Genomic DNA, 20,575 nt, shown 5'->3' on the forward strand with positions numbered 1-20,575 from the left:
GCATGACACATCCAACCTTAATCAAGCTGCATGACGGCAACGTAATGCCGCAACTGGGTCTCGGCGTGTGGAAGGCAGGTAACGAGGAGGTCGTGACTGCGATCCACAAAGCGCTGGAGGTGGGTTACCGCTCAATTGATACTGCAGCGGCGTACAAGAACGAAAGCGGCGTCGGTAAAGCGTTAAAGAGCGCCGGGATCCCTCGTGATGAACTGTTCATCACCACCAAGCTCTGGAATGACGATCAGAAGCGTCCTCGCGAAGCCCTGGAAGAGAGCCTCGAAAAGCTCCAGCTCGACTATATCGATTTATACCTGATGCACTGGCCTGTTCCCGCGATTGACCACTATGTCGATGCCTGGAAGGGAATGATTGAGCTGCAAAAAGCCGGGCTGATTAAAAGCATTGGGGTATGTAACTTCCAGATCCCTCATCTGCAGCGTCTGATCGATGAAACAGGTGTTGCCCCGGTGATTAATCAGGTTGAGCTGCACCCGCTGATGCAACAGCGCCCCCTCCATGCCTGGAACGCCACGCACAAAATTCAGACCGAATCCTGGAGCCCGCTGGCACAGGGTGGCGCAGGGGTGTTCGATCAGAAAATCATTCGTGAACTGGCGGATAAGCACGGCAAGACCCCGGCTCAGGTGGTGCTTCGCTGGCATCTCGACAGTGGATTAGTGGTGATCCCGAAATCGGTAACCCCCGCAAGAATTGCCGAGAACTTTGATGTCTGGGATTTCCGTCTGGATAAAGACGACGTCAGTGAGATAGCGAAACTGGATCAGGGCAAACGCTTAGGCCCCGATCCGGATCAGTTTAGCGGGTAGTTCACCCCTCACCCTGGCCCTCCCACAGAGAGAGGGCCGGATGAGGGCACAGCGTTAGCCAGTCTTACGCTTCACGCTTTTTTTCGCAGTAGCCCCACCGTTCGAACGCTGGTGCACAATTGGCGTGTGCTTGGTCAGTGCCGGACGGGTATTGCGGTTCTGGCGGCGTGCTTCGCGCATCTCTTCGATGGTTGGAGCCGGAACCAGACAGTCGCGGCGTGAGCCAATCAGATGCTTTTTACCCATCGCTTCCAGCGCCTGACGAATCAGCGGCCAGTTGGCCGGATCGTGGTAACGCAGCAGCGCTTTGTGCAGACGGCGCTGTTTATCCCCTTTCGGCACCACCACTTCTTCACTCTTATAACCAATCTTACTCAGCGGGTTTTTGCCGGTGTAATACATGGTTGTCGAGTTCGCCAGCGGTGACGGATAGAAGTTCTGTACCTGATCCAGACGGAAGCGACGCTGCTTCAGCCACAGCGCCAGGTTTACCATGTCTTCATCACGGGTGCCCGGGTGTGCCGAGATAAAGTACGGGATCAGATACTGCTCTTTACCCGCCTGCTTAGAGAAGGTGTCGAACAGTTCTTTGAAACGATCGTAGCTGCCCATCCCCGGCTTCATCATTTTCGACAGCGGGCCTTCCTCGGTATGCTCCGGAGCAATCTTCAGATAGCCACCCACGTGATGCGTCGCCAGCTCCTTGATGTAGCGAGGATCTTCTACCGCGATGTCATAACGCACACCGGATGCAATCAGGATCTTCTTGACGCCTTTCAGGTCACGCGCACGACGATAAAGGTTGATTGTCGGCTCATGGTTAGTGTCCATGTGCTGGCAAATATCCGGATAGACGCAGGACAGGCGGCGGCAGGTTTGCTCTGCGCGCGGCGACTTACAGCGCAGCATATACATGTTGGCCGTCGGGCCACCGAGATCGGAAATAATACCGGTAAAACCCGGCACAGTGTCACGGATCGCTTCGATCTCGTTGATGATCGAGTCTTCAGAACGGCTCTGAATGATGCGACCTTCGTGTTCCGTAATCGAGCAGAATGAGCAACCGCCGAAGCAGCCACGCATGATGTTGATTGAGAAACGGATCATCTCATACGCCGGAATACGGCTCTTACCGTACGCCGGGTGCGGTACACGCTTGTACGGCAGAGCAAACACGCTGTCCATCTCTTCGGTAGAAAGCGGGATAGCCGGCGGGTTGATCCAGATATAGCGCTCGCCGTGCTTTTGCATCAGGGCACGCGCACAGCCCGGGTTGGTTTCGTGGTGCAGAATTCGTGAGGCATGCGCATAGAGCACCTTGTCGCTTTTCACCTTCTCAAAGGACGGCAGCAGCACATAGGTTTTCTCCCACGGTTTTGGACGCGGCGGCTGCACGACAATGGCTTTTGCTTCCTGCTTTTTCGGCTCAACCGGCTTGTTATCCGCACACGGCAGATCTTCACCGTATGGATGCGGGATCGGGTCAATTTTGCCCGGCATATCGATGATGCGGGAATCCACCCCGCTCCAGCCCGGGAGCGCCTCTTTCACCATAATCGCGGTGTTGCGCACATCGCGGATTTCACCGACCTTCTCGCCCTGCGACAGGCGGTGAGCCACCTCTACCAGCGGACGTTCGCCGTTGCCGAAAATCAGCATATCGGCTTTAGAATCTACCAGTACCGAACGACGCACGGTATCTGACCAATAGTCGTAATGAGCGGTACGGCGCAGGCTTGCCTCGATGCCGCCGAGGATCACCGGCACATCTTTCCATGCTTCTTTACAGCGCTGGGTATAAACCAGAGTCGCACGGTCAGGACGTTTCCCGGCCACGTTGTCCGGCGTATAGGCATCGTCATGACGCAGCTTACGGTCGGCAGTGTAGCGGTTAATCATCGAGTCCATGTTGCCAGCGGTCACGCCGAAAAACAGGTTCGGTTTGCCAAGACGCATGAAGTCTTCTTTGCTGTTCCAGTCCGGCTGGGCAATTATCCCTACGCGGAAGCCCTGAGCCTCCAGCATACGGCCACAGATTGCCATCCCGAAGCTTGGGTGATCGACATAGGCGTCGCCGGTGACGAGGATGATGTCGCAGCTGTCCCAGCCGAGTAAATCCATCTCTTCACGTGACATCGGCAGGAACGGGGCTGGGCCAAAGCAGGCCGCCCAGTACTGGGGCCACGAGAAAAGGTCGCGATCCGGTTGGATCAGGGAAATTGCGCTCATAATGCTTCCGGGGATTGGTTAAAAAGACTTCAAAAGGCGGGGATTATACGCTGGAACGAGTGGGGAAAGAAGGGGGATTTGGCGTTATTGGCGGTTAAAAAAGCACCAGCTTCCGGGCGACGGCTGGTGCTTTTTTGCCACTAGTCTCGGGCTCAAGGCTCAGGGCTGAATGATTGGTAATGAAAAGTCACCCATGGTGATGGAAACATTATCATTACCATCCGAGTTGTTACCAAAAACAAAATAGCCTAAGCGGGTATTGGTCTGTAATGGTTTAATATATTTTTCAGTAGTACCTTTGAAGGTTTTATCCTGATAAAAGTTAATAAACACATTGTGTTGACGACCACTATCAAGGAAGCCTACCGATCCGGAATGCAGTGGGAATTTAAATCCACTTTCGTAAGGCAATGAACCTGCTGGAATATCAGTTGTCCACGGTACGAATTGTTCAAGTGAGCTAATATTGCCAGGATTTGCGCGCATTTTTACAGAGTAATAAATACCCGGAATATTTGTAGCAAAGAGTGCAATATTATGGGCTTGAGTATTGTACTCAACCGTTGAAACTTTAGACGCCGCCGGGGCTTCGCGCCAGGCACCCAGGCCGATCCCATCCGGACCAACATTGCACTTAGTCGTCAGGGTTGGCGTATTAGTCAATACGTCATAATCCAAAATAAAACCCTCGGTTCCAGGTTTGAATATATGTAATCCACCTTCATTACCAATCGGTTTGAGGGAATTAATTGTTACCGAACGCGTCCCGTAGAAGAAACACTCTTTTGCTGCAAAAGCCAGGTTTGGCACAACTGCAGAAACTGCCAGTACGGTTGTGAGAATTGCAATTGCAGTTTTGTTTTTCATAGCCATAATGATTACCTTTCTGTTAATTAAGAAACTCACACTAAATTTGAGCATCATCGTTTACCACTTCACCTCGAAAGAGGCTGGTATGGAGAGGTAATACTGACTGGCTGCAATTATAATTTCCAGTCACAAAATATCATTATGATGAAATCAAGATGTTCTTTTATATTTAGAGAGGCGACTACTAAAGGAATTGACTTACGCTGATGGGTTATACAGCCGGAAACAACTCGCTTCCGGCTTTTTTTATTAAAATATAAGCAATTATTTTGACAATGTAGCCCCACCAAGGCCAGGGGTGGGCTGTACGACGAGTCCTGCCGCAACAGGCTGGATAACGGGCACAGAGAAATCGCCCATGGTGACAGAAACATTATCATCACCATCAGAGTTGTTACCGAAAACAAAGTAACCCAGCAGCGTATTTTTTTGCTTCGGCTTTATATATTTCTCCGTTGTTCCTTTAAACGATTTATCCTGATAGAAGTTAATGAATATATTATGTTGACGGCCACCATCAAGGAACGATTTTGTACCTGAGTGGAGCGGATACTTAAACCCACTCTCGTAAGGTAAAGACCCGCCAGGAATATCCGTATACCATGGTACAAATTGATTGAGCACCTGAATATTATCTGGTTTGGCTCGCACCTTCACCGAGTAGTAAATACCTGGTACATTTGTCGCAAACAGTGCAATGTTATGCGCCTGCGTATTATATTCAATTGTTGATACCTTTGACGCAGCGGGAGCAACACGCCAGGCCCCGAGATTCATTCCATCCGGGCCAACATTACACTTTGTTTTCAGATTAGCAGCATCAGTCAGTACATCATAATCCAGGATAAAACCTTCAGTACCTGCTTTATAAATATGCAATCCTTTCAGGTCATTATTGACGGTGGCAGCGTTGATTTTGACAGAGCGAGTTCCATAAAAAAAACACTCCTTTGCCGCATGTGCAAACTGTGGAGCTAGCATTGCCATTGTCAATACTGATGACAATAACATAATAGAACGTTTATTTTTCTTCATAGATTTCTCAAGGTGTGATTATTAATTAGAGAGATTGCATATATCTTCCATACATCAAGCACCTGACTCTAACAATTCACACAGAATCTAACAATTTAGAATAACTGAATCTATTAATAAGTAGATATGGTTTTATCATCACCTTCAATGAATAGAAGGCTATCATAATAGGAAGTAATAAATATTAAGAAAGGTTGGCAGGTTTTTATTCATCACCTGCCAGTGTATTTTTTACGATGCCGGGTTCACCAGAATCTGACCGATGGAGCCGCGATCGGCGAGCTCAAGGGTTCCGCTGCTGTACTGGAACGGGAAGTGCGGCCACGACGGCTGAACATAGTTGACCAGTAGTTCAACCTGGCCATCCACCCATACCGTATCCTTCCAGCCGCGATCTTCCGGGAACGGCATTGCACCGTTCACGTTACGCACCTGGAACATCACACCTTCAATATGGAACGACTGCGGGCGGTCAGCACGCACCGTCCAGCGCTCCCAGGTTCCCTGCTGCGCGGTGATATCAATGCGTTTCGGATCCCACAGCTGACCGTTAATACCCGGGTCATCACCAAGCGAGATGTCGCGGCTACGAATCGGCGTGCCAGACATAATTTCTGCTGGCAGAAGGCGCATCGGCAGGCTGTCAGTCACCAGCGGCAGCAGCCCGGTCGGGCGCAGCGTCAGTACCAGCGTAGAAATGAGAATGCTGGAAGGCTCAAAGAATCCACGGATGCGGTCCATGATGCCCGCCGCCTCACCGCAGGTGATCGATACTTCGTCACCGTTGGTCATATCCACCAAAATTTCACGCCGCTCACCCGGCGCCAGCGACAGCTGTTTCACCGAAATCGGCGTGGGTAAAAAGCCCTGATCGCCGGAAATAACGTGCAGCGGTCGGCCATCGCTCATTTGCAGCTGATAGCGACGAGAGTTAGAAGCATTAAGCAGACGCAGGCGCACCCAACCACGAGAGACTTCAACGTATGGGCTCTGCACACCATTCACCAGCAGCGTGTCGCCAACAAAGCCACCGCTACCAGGTTCGCTGTACTCCGGCGTGCCGAAGTTATCCAGTCGCTTGTCCTGGATAATAACCGGGAAGTCGTCGACGCCGTAGTGATTGGGAATAGGTAAGGACTTACTTACTTCATCTTCGACCAGCCACATCCCGGCAACGCCGTTATAGACCTGCTGCGCCATGCGATTGGGAGTATTCGCCTGATACCAGAGTGTTGCCGCGCTCTGGCGGATAGGCAGTACCGGCGCCCAGTCGGCACCCGGTGACATCATACGCGCCGCGCCGCCAATAAGCGGCCCCGGCACCTGCAGGCCACGTACGGTCATCGCGACGTTTTCTGCGAGTCGATTGCTGTAAATCAGTTTAACGTCGTCACCGTTCCAGACACGGATAGTCGGGCCAAGGTAGCGGCCGTTAATCCCTGACACCGGCGCACGAGTACCCGGCGTAAACGACCAGTGGCTACGTTGCAGCGTCATGAACAGCGGCTGACCGCGACGGGATTCGAGCAGTGGAGGGACCGGCAGCACCTGCTGCTGCCCGGCCGCATTTGCCCTCAGCGGCACCGCACTTGCACACAGTGCAAGCCCTGATGTCTGAATAAACTGACGCCGACTGAGTGACATATAAACTCCATGCAAAACTGACAAAAAGAGGCGGAAATTCGTTTCCCGCTTATTAGATTTTTCCGGCCGCTTCTCGCTGTGCGACTTCCTGATTTAACTCATCAATCTTCGCTGCCATCAGCTCGCGGCAGTGGGTCGCCAGTTCACGGATCTGATCTTTGTTCCAGTTGCTGGTATCCACCGGAGGCAACATTTCCACGATCACCAGGCCGTTGTTCAGGCGATTCAAATTAATCTTATTCGATGTATTGGAAACACACACAGGAATAATCGGGACGCCTGCCGCAATTGCCGCGTGAAATGCCCCGGTTTTAAACGGCAGCAGGCCACGCCCACGGCTGCGGGTACCTTCCGGGAACATCCAGAACGAAATCCGGCGCGTTTTAAAGTTATTCACCACTTCGGTAATGGTGTTGTGCGCTTTCGCACGGTTATTACGGTCAATCAGCAGGTTGCCGGTCAGCCAGTACAGCTGGCCAAAGAACGGGATCCATATCAGGCTCTTTTTCCCGACGGTCACCGTAGGCGGCTGAACAATGTTAGAGGCGGTCACCATATCGTAATTGTTCTGGTGATTACCGATGTAAATCGCATTGCCGTAGGTATCTGCATCTGCGGGTTTACGCAGTTCTACTTTCAAACCGAACAGCGGCGCCATTCTGCCAAACATATGGCCGAAAGTAGCAACGTGTTTTGGATTACGCGGGCTGAACAGGCAGTAGATGCAGCCAACTATACACACCAGAATACAGTAGATAACAGCGATAATAAGTCGAAAAATGAATAACATAACACCCTCTGAAACCCTAACCCTTGGGTTTTGCAGCAAATTTTAACACGCCCCTCTGCTTCAGGGGCGTTTGTTTTTACTCTTCGCTATCGCCTGCGGCGGGGCGCATCGGTGAATCGATATCAATCCTGTCGATTTTCTGCAGGCCGCGCATCAGGGTACCGCGACGCCCGCGCTCGCCGGTTACTTTCTGCAGTTCTTCCGGACGCAGTTTAATTTTGCGCTTGCCGACATGGATAGTCAGCGTGCTTTGCGGTGGCAGGATATACAGATGCGCCAGGCCATCAACCCCTTTCGCGGCATCCGCCGAAGCGATATTGATAATCTTGTTACCCTTACCTTTCGACAGCTGCGGCAGGTCGCTGACCGGGAACATCAGCATCCGGCCCGCGGTGGTGATCGCGAGGAGCATGTCAGATTCGTCTTCGATAACGACCGGCGGCATCACCTGCGCGTTATCCGGAAGCGTGATAACCGCTTTACCGGCACGGTTGCGCGCTACCAGATCGTTAAAGGTGCAGACAAAGCCGTAACCGGCGTCGGATGCCATCAGCAGTTTCTGCTCGTCGCCTTCCATCAGCATATGCTCAACGGTCGCGCCCGGCGGTAACGTCAGTTTACCGGTCAGCGGCTCGCCCTGGCCACGCGCCGACGGCAGCGTGATAGGGTCAATCGCGTAGCTCCGCCCGGTGGTATCAATAAACACCACCGGCTGGTTGCTCTTACCTTTCGCTGAGGACTTCCAGCTGTCACCGGATTTATAGCTCAGCCCCTGGGCGTCGATGTCATGGCCTTTGGCACTGCGAACCCAGCCCATCTGCGACAGCACAATGGTCACCGGCTCAGACGGCAGCATATCGTGCTCGTTCATCGCCTTCGCTTCTTCGCGCTCGCGCAGCGGGGAACGACGGTCATCGCCATAGGCATCGGCATCGGCCTGCAGCTCTTTCTTCAGCAGGGTATTCATTTTGCGCTCAGAGGCGAGGATCGCCTGCAGCTGATCGCGCTCTTTCTCAAGATCGTTCTGCTCGCCGCGGATCTTCATCTCTTCCAGTTTGGCGAGGTGGCGCAGTTTAAGCTCGAGGATCGATTCGGCCTGCGTTTCGCTGATACCAAAGCGCGACATCAGCACCGGCTTCGGCTCATCTTCACTGCGGATGATGTGGATGACTTCGTCGATATTGAGAAACGCAATCAGCAAACCTTCGAGGATATGCAGGCGCTTCAGCACTTTTTCCAGACGATAGTTCAGTCGACGCGTCACCGTGTCGCGACGGAAGGCAAGCCATTCGGTCAGGATCTCAAGCAGGTTTTTCACCGCCGGGCGACCGTCCAGACCAATCATGTTCAGGTTGATACGGTAGCTTTTTTCCAGATCGGTGGTAGCAAACAGGTGGTTCATCACCTGCTCCATATCGACGCGGTTTGAGCGCGGCACAATCACCAGACGAGTCGGGTTTTCGTGGTCTGACTCATCGCGCAGATCGTCCACCATCGGCAGCTTTTTATTGCGCATCTGGCTGGCGATTTGCTCCAGCACCTTCGCGCCGGACACCTGGTGCGGCAGCGCGGTAATAACCACCGCCCCGTCTTCTTTATTCCACACCGCGCGCATGCGCACGGAGCCGCGACCGTTCTGGTAGATTTTGCGAATTTCCGCACGCGGGGTGATGATTTCCGCTTCGGTCGGGTAATCCGGCCCCTGAACGATATCCAGCAGCTCATCGAGCGTGGTCTTCGGTTTTTCAATCAGGGTGATAGCGGCGTTCGCCACTTCGCGCAGGTTGTGCGGGGGAATGTCGGTCGCCATGCCCACCGCGATCCCGGTGGTACCGTTCAGCAGGATGTTTGGCAGACGCGCAGGCAGCATCTTCGGCTCCTGCATCGTACCGTCGAAGTTCGGCACCCAGTCCGCGGTCCCCTGCCCGAGCTCGCCCAGCAGCAATTCGGCATATTTGGACAGACGAGACTCGGTGTAACGCATCGCCGCGAAGGATTTCGGATCGTCCGGTGCCCCCCAGTTCCCCTGGCCATCGACCAGCGGATAACGATAGGAGAACGGCTGTGCCATCAGTACCATCGCTTCATAACAGGCGCTGTCGCCGTGCGGATGGTATTTACCCAGCACGTCACCGACGGTACGGGCAGATTTTTTAAATTTTGCGCTGGCGCTCAGCCCCAGCTCAGACATCGCGTACACGATGCGGCGTTGAACCGGCTTCAGGCCATCGCCAATAAACGGTAGCGCCCTGTCCATGATGACGTACATGGAGTAGTTCAGATACGCATTTTCCGTGAATTCATGTAGCGCAAGGCGCTCTGCCATATCGCTCATTAACTGTGATTCCTTTATTGATGCGCCGGTCTGGTGCAGGCGGCAAAACTACCCGCGATAATACCCTATCTGGCGCGCTGAGTCACAGGGGCGTCTGGCGACAATTTGGCAGGACTCCGGGCCAGGTTTCGCCCGGAGTGGATTTACTTCAGCGGTAAATAAATATCGGTCTGCAGCTCGTGCTCCGCCACGTCATGCACGAAATTCAGGTACTGGAAAAAGACCGGAAAATCGCGGGCCGTTTCACCGCTTTGCGGCAGCCAGTCGCGGAATAAATACCAGACGCTTTGTGAAACCGTATCCAGCGAACCGCTGTGGCGCACTACCGCGCAGCGCCCGGCGGGGATTTCATCATTTACCACCCCAAAGCGATTCTCCGGCACCGGGGCACTTACACTACCGCAAATATCAAAGCGAAACGCTTCGGGCGGCGTGGTTTCCGGATCATCCCAGGCAATGCCGTAGGTCTGGCTTGATGGCACCGGCGATAGTCCGGTGCTTTTACGCCACTGAATAAATATCGCCGCGCTGTCGTTCACCCGCTCGGCGCTGCCGCGATGCGCTATCTTCGCCACCAGCGTACGCGGGAAGTCGATAACCTTAACGTTCATCGAAATTTGCTCCTGAAAAGTATTTTTAGGTACGCGCAGGTGCCACTGCGTCCAGTCCGGCTCAGTGCGGAACTGACGCGGGCTTTTCCCCAGCGCGACTTTGAAGGCGCGGGTGAACGACTCCGGGTTCTGAAACCCGGTATCCAGGGCGATGTCGATGATTTTATCCTGTGGTTTAAACGCCAGCCGCCATGAGGCATGCCGCAGACGCAACCACTGAATGTAGCGGTACAACGGCTGGCCGCTGTACGCCGTAAACTGTCGATGAAAGTGGTATGGCGAGCAGCAGGCGATGCGGCTCAGTTGTTCCAGCGACAGGGGTTCATCAAGGTGGCGGGCAATATAGTCGCAAACATCGCGAAATCGCGCCGCGTACACCGCTTTCAGACTGTCATTCATTACGTCCTCCTGCGGTGTACTTTGTCAGGATCGCGGGGGGCGATCCTGACCGATCTTGCGCAATGTGTTATTTCACTTTGCTAATCTGTTTAACGTCAATCTCAACAGAGTTCCAGTCTTTATCAACTTCACCCTGGATCTCAACCACATCCTGCGGGGTGATGGTCTGACCGTTCCAGCGTTTGTGGTCGATATCTATATTCACCGTGCCGGACGCATCTTTAAAGGTGTATTTATCATCAGAGATGCGCTCCACGATGTTACCACGCAGAGTGACCCAGGTATCGTCGCGCAGACCTTTAGCATTCGCAACCGTGGTGACGCTTCCGCTCGGCCCCTGGAATCCTCCGGCCTGAGTTTGTGTCGTGGTGGTGGTACCAGGTCCGGTAAAACCGCCCTGAGTGTTGGCAGCAAATACCGGTGCAGACATCAGTACCAGAACGGCGGTCAAAGCAGCTACTTTTTTCATTTATCTTCTCCATTGGTATCTCAATGACATCCAGTAAACAGGATAAAACTTAACAACTTCTTAAGGGAGAAAAATATTTAAAAATGCTGTACAGCAGCCATTCTGAAAGGGTTTACTGAGTTTCCCCGGTGGTGATATTGGACTTTATTATGCGCATTCTTTTGGTAGAAGATGACAAGCTCATCGGTGACGGATTAAAGACCGGACTTAGCAAAATGGGCTTCAGTCTGGACTGGTTTACCCGCGGCGATGAAGGGCGCAGCGCACTGTACAGCGCACCTTATGATGCGGTGATTCTTGACCTCTCACTACCGGGTATCGACGGGCTGGACATTCTGCGTGAGTGGCGGGCAAAAGGGCACAGCGAACCGGTGCTGATTTTGACCGCCCGCGATGCGCTCTCGCAGCGCGTGGAAGGATTGCGGCTCGGCGCCGATGATTATCTGTGTAAGCCGTTTGCCCTGATTGAAGTGGCCGCCCGCCTGGAAGCGCTGATTCGCCGCGCCCACGGTCAGTCGAGCAACGTGTTGCAGCACGGTGCCGTCACCCTCGACCCGGGAAAGCTCACCGCCACGCTAAACGATGAGCCCCTTACACTGAAACCGAAAGAGTTCGCCCTGCTGGAGCTTCTGCTGCGCAACGTGGGTCGCGTGCTGCCGCGTAAGCTTATTGAAGAGAAGCTCTACAACTGGGACGACGACGTGTCCAGCAACGCCGTGGAGGTGCACGTCCACCATCTGCGCCGCAAGCTCGGCAGTGATTTTATCCGCACGGTGCACGGCATCGGCTATACCCTGAGTCAATGATAATGCGTTTTCGCCAACTGAGCCTCCGCCTGCGTCTGACGCTGCTGTTTCTGCTGCTGACGCTGGTCGCCTGGGGCAGCGCCAGCCTGATGGCCTGGCACCAGACCTCCAAAAAGCTCGATAAGCTGTTCGATACCCAGCAGATGCTGTTCGCCAAACGCCTGAGCGCCATGCATTTTGCCGATATCACCGCCCTCACCCCACCGCTTCCTGAGCGGAAAAAAATCAAGCACGGTCATCTTGATGATGACGCGCTGGCCTTCGCTATTTTTACCGCCGACGGCAAGCTTGTGTTGCATGACGGCGAGAACGGCCGTGAGATCCCGTACAACTATCGCCGAGAAGGTTTCGACGATGGGCACCTGAAGGACGATGACGACGAGTGGCGCTTCCTGTGGCTCACCACCAGTGACGGCAAGCACCGCATCGTGGTCGGCCAGGAGTGGGATTACCGCCAGGAAATGGCGCTCGATATCATTACGTCGCAGCTGACGCCGTGGCTGATTGCGCTACCGCTGATGCTTCTGCTGTTGTTCTTTTTGCTCAGCCGCGAGCTGGCTCCGCTCAAAAAAATCACCCAGACGCTTCGGGTTCGGGAGCCGGAATCCGCCGACCTGCTGCGTACTGAGGGCGTACCGAGCGAAGTTCGTCCGCTGGTCGAAGCGCTGAACCAGCTCTTTACCCGTACCCACACCATGATGGTACGTGAGCGGCAGTTTACCTCCGACGCGGCCCACGAACTGCGCAGCCCGCTGACCGCGCTGAAGGTGCAAACCGAAGTGGCGCAACTGTCGATGGATGACCCACAGGCGCGCGAGAAGGCGCTGAGCCAGCTGCACACCGGCATTGACCGCGCCTCCCGGCTGGTCGAACAGCTGCTGACGCTTTCCCGCCTCGATTCACTGGAGAACCTCGACGACGTTGCGCCCATCGCCCTTGAAGACTTACTGCAGTCGGCGGTGATCGATGCGTACTATCCGGCGCAGCAGGCGGGAATCGATATCCGCCTGCATCTCGATACCCCCCACGTTGAACGCACCGGGCAGCCGCTGCTGCTGAGCCTGCTGGTGCGTAACCTGCTCGATAACGCCATTCGCTACACGCCACACGGCAGCCAGATAGACGTCACGCTCAGCAGCGGTCAGTTCAGCGTGCGTGATAATGGCCCTGGAGTGAGCGCCGAGGCGTTGGCAAGGATTGGCGAGCGTTTCTATCGTCCGCCGGGGCAAGATGAAACCGGCAGCGGGCTGGGATTATCTATCGTTCGCCGTATTGCCTTGCTGCACCAGATGTCGGTCAGTTTTGCCAATGCGCCGGAGGGCGGGTTCACCGTCTGCGTGCGCTGGTAAGCGGCAGATTATTGCTCATTTAGCAAAAGACTTTGCACATTTTGCCTGTTCTCTCACATCGTTAGCCCGCGTATTATTGTGGACAAACGCTTATTTTGAGGACATGACATGAGCAACATTCTGATTATTAACGGTGCAAAAAAATTTGCCCACTCTAATGGCCAGCTGAATGACACCCTGACCGAGGTCGCGGATGGCCATCTGCGCGACGCCGGGCATGATGTTAAAATTGTTCGCGCTGACAGCGATTACGATATCAAAGCTGAAGTACAAAACTTCCTATGGGCTGACGTCATCATCTGGCAAATGCCGGGTTGGTGGATGGGTGCGCCATGGACCGTGAAAAAGTACATCGACGATATCTTCACCGAAGGCCATGGTTCACTGTACGCCAGCGACGGTCGCACCCGCTCTGATGCCAACAAAAAATACGGTTCCGGCGGCCTTATCCAGGGCAAAAAATACATGCTGTCTCTCACCTGGAACGCGCCGATGGAAGCCTTTGACGATAAAGCACAGTTCTTCCACGGCGTGGGCGTTGACGGCGTGTATCTGCCGTTCCACAAAGCCAACCAGTTCCTGGGAATGGAAGCGCTGCCAACCTTTATCGTCAACGACGTGATTAAAATGCCTGATGTACCGAGCTATATCGCAGAATATCGCAAGCATCTGACCGCGATTTTTGGTTAACTAGAACTCTAATAACAGAAGGAGTTGAAGGTACCATGTTGACGATCATTGCTGAAATCCGCACCCGTCCTGGCCAACATCACCGCCAGGCTGTGCTGGATGAATTTGCGAAAATTATTCCAACCGTGTTGAAAGAAGAAGGCTGCCACGGCTATGCGCCGCTGGTAGACCATGCCGCTGACGTGAGCTTCCAGGCAACCGCGCCGGACTCCATCGTGATGGTTGAACTGTGGGAAACTGTGGCGCATCTTGAAGCGCATCTGCAGACTCCGCACATGAAAGCGTGGAGCGAAGCGGTGAAAGGCGACGTGCTGGAAACGCACATTCGTATTCTTGAGCAGGGTGTTTAATTCCGCAGGATAAAAACTTGCGTGAGTGAAATGAGGCGGGTAAGCGAAGGCTACCCGCCTTTTGTTGTATTAACCTTCGATATCCGCCAGGTCACCTTTTTCCTGTAACCAGTTACGACGATCTTCCGAACGCTTCTTGGCAAGCAGCATGTCCATCATCGCGGTGGTCTGCTGTTCATCTTCATCAGTAATGATGAGCTGCACCAGACGACGAGTGTTGGGATCAAGCGTGGTTTCGCGCAGCTGCATCGGGTTCATCTCACCCAGACCTTTAAAGCGCTGCACGTTCGGCTTCCCTTTCTTGCGTTTAAGCTGTTCAAGCACGCCGGCTTTTTCTTCTTCCGTCAGCGCGTAGTACACCTCTTTACCGAGATCGATACGGTAGAGCGGCGGCAGCGCCACGTACACATGCCCCTGTTTCACCAGGGTACGGAAGTGTTTCACAAACAGCGCGCACAGAAGCGTGGCGATGTGCAGGCCATCGGAGTCCGCATCCGCCAGGATACAGATCTTGCCGTAGCGCAGCTGGCTGAGATCGTCACTGTCCGGATCGATGCCGATCGCCACCGAGATATCGTGTACTTCCTGCGAGGCCAGAACTTCGTCGGAGGAAACTTCCCAGGTGTTAAGGATCTTACCTTTGAGCGGCATGATCGCCTGATACTCACGATCGCGCGCCTGTTTGGCGGATCCGCCCGCCGAGTCACCTTCTACGAGGAACAGTTCGGTGCGATTGAGATCCTGAGCGGTACAGTCGGCCAGTTTCCCGGGCAGCGCCGGACCGCTGGTCAGTTTTTTACGTACCACTTTTTTCGCCGCGCGCAGACGACGCTGGGCGCTGGAAATCGCCATTTCGGCCAGCAGTTCTGCCGCCTGGACGTTCTGGTTCAGCCACAGGCTGAAGGCATCTTTCACCACGCCGGAAACGAATGCCGCACACTGACGCGAAGAGAGACGCTCTTTGGTCTGGCCGGCAAACTGCGGATCCTGCATTTTGACTGACAGCACGTAGGCACAGCGATCCCAGATATCCTCCGCCGAGAGCTTCACGCCGCGCGGCAGAATATTGCGGTACTCGCAGAACTCGCGCATCGCGTCGAGCAAGCCCTGGCGCAGACCGTTAACGTGCGTACCACCCTGCATCGTCGGGATCAGGTTCACATAGCTTTCGGTAAGCAGTTCACCGCCTTCCGGCAGCCACAGCAGCGCCCAGTCAACGGCCTCGGTATCGCCCTCAAAATTGCCGACGAACGGCTTCTCAGGCAGCAGCGGCAGACCGTTAACCGCTTCGCACAGATAGTCGTTCAGGCCATCTTCGTAGCGCCAGGTCTGCTCGGTATTGTTAACTTTGTCTTTAAAAACAATCTCAACGCCCGGGCACAACACCGCTTTGGCTTTCAGCAAGTGAGTGAGTCGGGAAACGGAGAAACGCGGGCTGTCGAAGAAACTTTCGTCCGGCCAGAAGTGCACGCTGGTACCGGTATTGCGTTTACCGCAGGTACCGACCACCTGCAAATCTTCCACTTTATCGCCGTTCTCAAAGGCGATGCTGTAGACCTGGGCATCACGTCGAACCGTAACTTCAACCCGTTTTGACAGGGCGTTAACGACAGAGATCCCAACGCCGTGAAGACCACCGGAGAACTGATAGTTCTTGTTCGAGAATTTGCCGCCCGCATGCAGACGACAGAGGATCAGCTCAACCGCCGGGACGCCTTCTTCCGGATGGATATCCACCGGCATACCGCGACCGTCATCAATGACTTCCAGCGATTGATCGGCATGCAGGATAACTTCCACGCGTTTTGCGTGGCCCGCCAGCGCTTCGTCCACGCTGTTATCAATGACTTCCTGGCCCAGATGGTTAGGGCGAGTCGTGTCAGTATACATTCCCGGGCGGCGGCGAACCGGCTCAAGCCCGGTGAGTACCTCAATGGCATCAGCGTTATATGAAGATTGCGTCATGGTCTGTTCGTAGGTCGAAGGGTGGCTCAAGGCAAACCCAGAAAATTGATAATCTGTGTGAAGTGATCTTCAAAGCCGATAAATGCGTGATTTCCGCCCTCCTCCACCGTCTGGCGGCAGGAGGCGTAGTATGCCACCGCCTGTCGGTAATCAAGCACTTCATCGCCCGTTTGCTGGAGTAACCAGATGAGATCGGGTGATTCCAGCGGGTCGATCTGCATCACTTTGAGATCGTAAATATGGCGTGACTCTAGCACATATTGTTCCCCGGTGTAGGGATTCTCGTTGTGCCCAAGATAGTTCTGCAGCAGTTCAAACGGTCGCACAGCCGGGTTCACCACCACCGCTGGCAACATAAAACACTGAGAGAGCCAGGTGGCGTAGTAGCCACCCAGCGAAGATCCAACCACCGCCAGCGGCTCACCGCCGCGTGCCAGCACCAGACTCTCGAGCAGCTCTGCCGCCTGCGCCGGAAAAGCCGGAAGCTGCGGCACCAGCATGGTGATGTCAGGGTGATGCTGCGCCAGCCACTGCTTCATCGCAGTCGCCTTCGCTGAGCGAGGTGAGCTGTTAAATCCGTGCAAATAGAGAAGCGTGGACATCAGTAGCCTTCTGAAGCGGTATCAGGGCGGAACTTGGCGCTTTCGAGGCGGCAAACTTCCGTGGTCAACGTGCCATCGGCATGCAGCTCAATCCAGCGCCAGCCTGGCCCGATGGTGTCCAGGGTGAAGTTCGCGCAGTGCGGTTTGAACTGTACGCAGGTGGAAGGCGTTGCCATCATTCGGCGACCGTTCCAGTCGACATCCATCTCCTGATGAATATGCCCACACAGCAGATTCTTCACCCGTGGGAACTTCGCCAGCACGCGATCGAGCGCTGCCGAGTTACGCAGGCTGTGCTGATCGAGCCAGCTGCAACCGGCCGGAAGCGGATGATGATGTAACAGCAGAAGCGTATAGCGCTCCGGAGCCTCAGCCAGTTTGTTCTCCAGCCACTCCAGTTGGAACTCGCTCAGCTCACCGTGCGGCACGCCGAAAACCTGACTGTCGAGCAGCAGGATCTGCCAGTTATCACCAATAAGGGCGCGCTTGGCCGGAGAGATACCAGCATCCTGCAGGGTGCTGTACATTGCCGGCTGAAAATCATGATTGCCCGGTAGCCAGACGCAGGGCGCAGCGAAGCTCGCGATACCCTCAGCAAAGTGCTGATAGGCCGCGGTAGAATGATCTTGTGCTAAATCGCCTGTTGCCACAATCAGGTCACACTCACGCTTCGAGGCTCGGATGGCTTCCAGCACCGCCTGGTAACTTTCCCAGGTGTTAACCCCTAACAGCGTTTCATGTTTCTCTGCAAACAGGTGAGTATCAGTTATTTGTAATATCCTGACCCTGGCTCCACCAGCCAAAGGTAGGTTTAACAGGCTTTCCAAATGGTGTCCTTAGGTACTAGTAAACCGGAATCGCCATCGCTCCATGTGCAAAACAGTATCTCAGCCAGTCCGCGAGGAACTGGTTAATTTGATGCTTTTCGTCGCGTTGATGCAACTTTTTATTCGGGTAATCATACCGCGCTTTGAAGCGAAAGATCTGCTGACTTGAACACACTTCAGCCACCATCGCATCGTGATATAACCGCACGGTCATTGACGGCAGGCTCCAGTAGCTCACTGCCGGCACCGTCTGTTCTATTTCCACCAACGTAGTGTAGCGGGTGGACTCGGTTATTGTTAACCGGTACTGCGCACTGCCCACCTGGTAGCTCACCGTGTCGCCGGGTGCATCGGTTCGAGGCAGCAGGCGTCGCAGCTGCGCGAAGTTAGTTTCGCACAGGCGCATCATTTCTGGGAAGTCAGGTGTGTAACGCTTCATTTTTTCCACTCGTGTCGTAAGTCTTGATAATGCAGCTGGAGCCATTGCAGAGCGATGACAGAGGCTGCGTTGTCGATTAACCCCTCTTCAACCCACTGGTAAGCCTGCTCCCGACTCACCACATGAACACGAATGTCTTCGTTTTCATCTGCCAGACCGTGGATCCCGCTTGCGGTCGCGGCGTCCACTTCACCCACTAAAATTGACAGGCGCTCGCTGGTCCCGCCCGGGCTTGCCAGATAACTTAACACAGGACGGGTACGTCCGACGTCAAGTCCGGCCTCTTCCATCGCTTCGCGACGCGCGACGTCCTCAACGCTCTCGCCCTCTTCAATCATTCCGGCAACCATCTCCAGCAACCACGGGCTAGAGCTGGTGTCATACGCCGCAATGCGAATCTGCTCCACCAGCACGACTTCATCGCGCACTGGGTCAAAGGGTAGCAAGACCGCCGCATGTCCGCGCTCAAAAATTTCGCGTCTGACTTCGCCGCTCATTTCGCCGTTAAACAAACGGTGGCGAAAGCGATATAAATCAAGTGAAAAAAAACCACGATATAGTGATTCACGTGCAATAATTTCTACATCATTTTTGGAGAAGGTCACGGCCTGCTCGGAAGGCTTTGTCATTATTGAGTCCTGCTAGCAATAGTGATGAAATTATGGAATTCAAGCCAGATTGGCTACTGTTTTACCAACGGTATGATAGATTGGTGCAAATTAACGCCAGATGGCACGATACGCCAACTTTTTAGACTGGCAGACTCTGGTACAATCGGCGAATGTTTTCGAATTAGATCAGCGCTAAGTGCTTCACAACAAGGAATGCAAATGAAGAAATTGCTCCCTATCCTTATCGGCCTGAGCCTCGTAGGGTTCAGTTCCATGAGTCAGGCAGAGAACCTGCTGCAGATTTATCAGCAGGCGCGTTCAAGCAACCCGGACCTGCGTAAGTCCGCCGCCGATCGCGATGCAGCATTTGAGAAGATCAACGAAGCGCGCAGCCCATTACTGCCGCAGCTGGGATTAGGTGCTGATTATACCTACAGCAACGGCTATCGCGATAATAACGGGATTAACTCCAACACCACCAGCGGATCGCTGACCCTGACGCAGACCATTTTTGATATGTCAAAATGGCGTGCGCTGACGTTGCAGGAAAAAACGGCCGGTATTCAGGATGTCACCTATCAGACCGATCAGCAGACCCTGATTCTGAACAGCGCCACGGCTTACTTCAACGTGCTGAGCGCGATTGATGCGCTCTCCTACACCGAAGCGCAGAAACAGGCGGTATACCGTCAGTTAGATCAGACAACTCAACGCTTTAACGTGGGCCTGGTTGCCATTACCGACGTGCAGAACGCCCGTTCACAGTACGATACCGTACTGGCAAACGAAGTGACCGCTCGTAACAACCTGGATAACGCAGTAGAACAACTGCGTCAGGTAACCGGTAACTACTACCCGGAACTGGCCTCGCTAAACGTGGGCAACTTCAAAACCGACAAACCACAGCCGGTGAACGCCCTGCTGAAAGAAGCGGAAAACCGTAACCTGTCGCTGCTGCAGGCTCGTCTGAGCCAGGATCTGGCACGTGAACAGATTCGCTACGCAGAAACCGGCCATATGCCAACCGTCGGGTTAACGGCATCTACCGGTGTCACCGACAACAAATATAACGGTAGCAACGCCACTGGCACCCAGTACACCGACCGTACTATTGGTCAGAACCAGATTGGCCTGAACTTCAGCCTGCCGTTGTATAGCGGTGGTTCTGTTACTTCTCAGGTCAAACAGGCGCAGTACAACTTTGTTGGTGCCAGCGAGCAGCTGGAAAGCGCGCACCGTAGCGTCGTACAGACCGTGCGTTCCTCCTTCAACAACATCAACGCCTCTATCAGCAGCATCAACGCCTACAAACAGGCCGTTGTCTCTGCTCAGAGCTCTTTAGACGCGATGGAAGCCGGTTACTCGGTGGGTACTCGTACCATTGTTGATGTGCTGGATGCCACCACCACCCTGTACAACGCCAAACAGCAGCTCTCCAGCGCCCGTTACAGCTACCTGATTAACCAGCTGAATATCAAATCTGCGCTCGGTACGCTGAATGAGCAGGATCTGGTTGCCCTGAACAACGCGCTGGGTAAACCGGTATCCACCACGGCTGATACCGTGGCACCGGAAAACCCGCAGCAGGACGCCAGCGCTGACGGCTACACCGCCAATAGCGCGGCACCGGCCGCACAGCCTGCTTCAGCTCGCACCAGCACGACCAGCAGCAGTAAAGGTACGAATCCGTTCCGTAACTAATGCTATTAGCCCGGTGCATTCTG

General features: G+C 54.2%; 19 protein-coding genes. 6 read left to right on the forward strand and 13 right to left on the reverse strand.

The genetic code is table 11. From position 1 onward, the window contains the following. Window positions 1-2 precede the first annotated feature (2 nt). On the forward strand, window positions 3-830 hold the full coding sequence (gene dkgA, locus GYRE_RS13005; RefSeq protein WP_038255795.1) for a 2,5-didehydrogluconate reductase DkgA: 828 nt from the start codon (window positions 3-5) through the stop codon (window positions 828-830). 54 nt (window positions 831-884) lie between these two features. Here the strand turns inward: dkgA and GYRE_RS13010 are convergent, their stop codons facing one another. The 8 genes from GYRE_RS13010 to GYRE_RS13045 form a co-directional block, all read right to left on the reverse strand. After that, entirely contained in the window at window positions 885-3,059 is a 2,175-nt protein-coding gene (locus GYRE_RS13010; RefSeq protein WP_006818280.1) for a YgiQ family radical SAM protein, read from the reverse strand. A 159-nt stretch (window positions 3,060-3,218) separates the two neighbouring features. Continuing rightward, the gene (locus tag GYRE_RS13015) at window positions 3,219-3,932 is read right to left on the reverse strand and encodes a fimbrial protein (RefSeq protein ID WP_038255797.1); all 714 of its coding nucleotides are present in this window, start codon (window positions 3,930-3,932) and stop codon (window positions 3,219-3,221) included. Between the two features lie 261 nt (window positions 3,933-4,193). After that, the gene (locus tag GYRE_RS13020) at window positions 4,194-4,964 is read right to left on the reverse strand and encodes a fimbrial protein (protein WP_038255799.1); all 771 of its coding nucleotides are present in this window, start codon (window positions 4,962-4,964) and stop codon (window positions 4,194-4,196) included. Window positions 4,965-5,195: 231 nt separating this feature from the next. Next, window positions 5,196-6,608, reverse strand: coding sequence for a cell division protein FtsP (ftsP, locus tag GYRE_RS13025; protein WP_038255801.1), 1,413 nt, complete (start codon window positions 6,606-6,608; stop codon window positions 5,196-5,198). Window positions 6,609-6,660: 52 nt separating this feature from the next. Beyond that, entirely contained in the window at window positions 6,661-7,398 is a 738-nt protein-coding gene (gene plsC, locus GYRE_RS13030; protein ID WP_006818278.1) for a 1-acylglycerol-3-phosphate O-acyltransferase, read from the reverse strand. 76 nt (window positions 7,399-7,474) lie between these two features. Continuing rightward, window positions 7,475-9,733 carry a DNA topoisomerase IV subunit A gene (gene parC / locus GYRE_RS13035; protein ID WP_038255803.1) on the reverse strand — a complete coding sequence of 753 codons (2,259 nt, stop codon included), beginning with the start codon at window positions 9,731-9,733 and terminating at the stop codon, window positions 7,475-7,477. 143 nt (window positions 9,734-9,876) lie between these two features. Beyond that, the gene (locus GYRE_RS13040) at window positions 9,877-10,743 is read right to left on the reverse strand and encodes an AraC family transcriptional regulator (protein ID WP_038255805.1); all 867 of its coding nucleotides are present in this window, start codon (window positions 10,741-10,743) and stop codon (window positions 9,877-9,879) included. Window positions 10,744-10,810: 67 nt separating this feature from the next. Beyond that, window positions 10,811-11,212 (reverse strand): YgiW/YdeI family stress tolerance OB fold protein, encoded by a 402-nt coding sequence (locus tag GYRE_RS13045; RefSeq protein ID WP_006818275.1) that lies wholly within the window; start codon window positions 11,210-11,212, stop codon window positions 10,811-10,813. Window positions 11,213-11,361: 149 nt separating this feature from the next. On the opposite strand from GYRE_RS13045, the gene qseB reads away from it, so the two are divergent. From qseB to GYRE_RS13065, 4 genes are all read left to right on the forward strand, one after another. Next, on the forward strand, window positions 11,362-12,018 hold the full coding sequence (gene qseB / locus GYRE_RS13050) for a quorum sensing response regulator transcription factor QseB (RefSeq protein ID WP_038255851.1): 657 nt from the start codon (window positions 11,362-11,364) through the stop codon (window positions 12,016-12,018). Then, window positions 12,015-13,367 carry a quorum sensing histidine kinase QseC gene (gene qseC, locus GYRE_RS13055; protein WP_373896533.1) on the forward strand — a complete coding sequence of 451 codons (1,353 nt, stop codon included), beginning with the start codon at window positions 12,015-12,017 and terminating at the stop codon, window positions 13,365-13,367. The genes qseB and qseC overlap by 4 nt, the downstream gene beginning before the upstream one ends. A 108-nt stretch (window positions 13,368-13,475) precedes the next feature. Continuing rightward, window positions 13,476-14,057, forward strand: a complete 582-nt coding sequence (locus GYRE_RS13060) for an NAD(P)H-dependent oxidoreductase (protein ID WP_038255807.1) — start codon at window positions 13,476-13,478, stop codon at window positions 14,055-14,057. A gap of 35 nt (window positions 14,058-14,092) precedes the next feature. Next, window positions 14,093-14,407 (forward strand): putative quinol monooxygenase, encoded by a 315-nt coding sequence (locus tag GYRE_RS13065; RefSeq protein ID WP_006818271.1) that lies wholly within the window; start codon window positions 14,093-14,095, stop codon window positions 14,405-14,407. Window positions 14,408-14,476: 69 nt separating this feature from the next. On the opposite strand, the gene parE is transcribed toward GYRE_RS13065, so the two are convergent. From parE to nudF, 5 genes are read right to left on the reverse strand one after another with little or no spacing between them, the layout of a single operon-like run. Continuing rightward, entirely contained in the window at window positions 14,477-16,372 is a 1,896-nt protein-coding gene (parE, locus tag GYRE_RS13070) for a DNA topoisomerase IV subunit B (protein ID WP_006818270.1), read from the reverse strand. A 26-nt stretch (window positions 16,373-16,398) separates the two neighbouring features. Beyond that, entirely contained in the window at window positions 16,399-16,974 is a 576-nt protein-coding gene (yqiA, locus tag GYRE_RS13075; RefSeq protein WP_006818269.1) for an esterase YqiA, read from the reverse strand. Beyond that, window positions 16,974-17,801: a 3',5'-cyclic-AMP phosphodiesterase gene (gene cpdA, locus GYRE_RS13080; protein WP_038255809.1), complete on the reverse strand. Its 828-nt coding sequence runs from the start codon at window positions 17,799-17,801 to the stop codon at window positions 16,974-16,976. The genes yqiA and cpdA overlap by 1 nt, the downstream gene beginning before the upstream one ends. A 16-nt stretch (window positions 17,802-17,817) precedes the next feature. Further along, a complete protein-coding gene (locus GYRE_RS13085) occupies window positions 17,818-18,240 on the reverse strand; it encodes a DUF1249 family protein (protein ID WP_006818267.1) in 423 nt (140 codons plus the stop codon). Continuing rightward, window positions 18,237-18,869: an ADP-ribose diphosphatase gene (gene nudF, locus GYRE_RS13090; RefSeq protein WP_038255811.1), complete on the reverse strand. Its 633-nt coding sequence runs from the start codon at window positions 18,867-18,869 to the stop codon at window positions 18,237-18,239. The genes GYRE_RS13085 and nudF overlap by 4 nt, the downstream gene beginning before the upstream one ends. A gap of 195 nt (window positions 18,870-19,064) precedes the next feature. Here nudF and tolC point away from each other — a divergent pair, with 195 nt between their 5' ends. Then, window positions 19,065-20,552 carry an outer membrane channel protein TolC gene (gene tolC / locus GYRE_RS13095; RefSeq protein ID WP_072009074.1) on the forward strand — a complete coding sequence of 496 codons (1,488 nt, stop codon included), beginning with the start codon at window positions 19,065-19,067 and terminating at the stop codon, window positions 20,550-20,552. The last annotated feature ends 23 nt before the right edge of the window (window positions 20,553-20,575 follow it).

It is taken from the genome of Yokenella regensburgei ATCC 49455 (genome assembly GCF_000735455.1).
In the GTDB taxonomy this organism is placed as follows: Bacteria; Pseudomonadota; Gammaproteobacteria; order Enterobacterales; family Enterobacteriaceae; genus Yokenella; species Yokenella regensburgei.

Excerpts from the sequence above, each read along its gene's own strand:
- GYRE_RS13060 (WP_038255807.1), top strand. The coding sequence starts at position 13,476 with ATGAGCAACATTCTGATTATTAACGGTGCAAAAAAATTTGCCCACTCT.
- yqiA (WP_006818269.1), bottom strand. The coding sequence starts at position 16,974 with ATGTCCACGCTTCTCTATTTGCACGGATTTAACAGCTCACCTCGCTCA.
- nudF (WP_038255811.1), bottom strand. The coding sequence starts at position 18,869 with ATGACAAAGCCTTCCGAGCAGGCCGTGACCTTCTCCAAAAATGATGTA.
- GYRE_RS13015 (WP_038255797.1), bottom strand. The coding sequence starts at position 3,932 with ATGGCTATGAAAAACAAAACTGCAATTGCAATTCTCACAACCGTACTG.
- GYRE_RS13065 (WP_006818271.1), top strand. The coding sequence starts at position 14,093 with ATGTTGACGATCATTGCTGAAATCCGCACCCGTCCTGGCCAACATCAC.
- parC (WP_038255803.1), bottom strand. The coding sequence starts at position 9,733 with ATGAGCGATATGGCAGAGCGCCTTGCGCTACATGAATTCACGGAAAAT.
- ftsP (WP_038255801.1), bottom strand. The coding sequence starts at position 6,608 with ATGTCACTCAGTCGGCGTCAGTTTATTCAGACATCAGGGCTTGCACTG.
- GYRE_RS13040 (WP_038255805.1), bottom strand. The coding sequence starts at position 10,743 with ATGAATGACAGTCTGAAAGCGGTGTACGCGGCGCGATTTCGCGATGTT.
- qseB (WP_038255851.1), top strand. The coding sequence starts at position 11,362 with ATGCGCATTCTTTTGGTAGAAGATGACAAGCTCATCGGTGACGGATTA.
- tolC (WP_072009074.1), top strand. The coding sequence starts at position 19,065 with ATGCAAATGAAGAAATTGCTCCCTATCCTTATCGGCCTGAGCCTCGTA.
- GYRE_RS13010 (WP_006818280.1), bottom strand. The coding sequence starts at position 3,059 with ATGAGCGCAATTTCCCTGATCCAACCGGATCGCGACCTTTTCTCGTGG.
- GYRE_RS13045 (WP_006818275.1), bottom strand. The coding sequence starts at position 11,212 with ATGAAAAAAGTAGCTGCTTTGACCGCCGTTCTGGTACTGATGTCTGCA.
- parE (WP_006818270.1), bottom strand. The coding sequence starts at position 16,372 with ATGACGCAATCTTCATATAACGCTGATGCCATTGAGGTACTCACCGGG.
- GYRE_RS13020 (WP_038255799.1), bottom strand. The coding sequence starts at position 4,964 with ATGAAGAAAAATAAACGTTCTATTATGTTATTGTCATCAGTATTGACA.
- GYRE_RS13085 (WP_006818267.1), bottom strand. The coding sequence starts at position 18,240 with ATGAAGCGTTACACACCTGACTTCCCAGAAATGATGCGCCTGTGCGAA.
- plsC (WP_006818278.1), bottom strand. The coding sequence starts at position 7,398 with ATGTTATTCATTTTTCGACTTATTATCGCTGTTATCTACTGTATTCTG.
- qseC (WP_373896533.1), top strand. The coding sequence starts at position 12,015 with ATGATAATGCGTTTTCGCCAACTGAGCCTCCGCCTGCGTCTGACGCTG.
- dkgA (WP_038255795.1), top strand. The coding sequence starts at position 3 with ATGACACATCCAACCTTAATCAAGCTGCATGACGGCAACGTAATGCCG.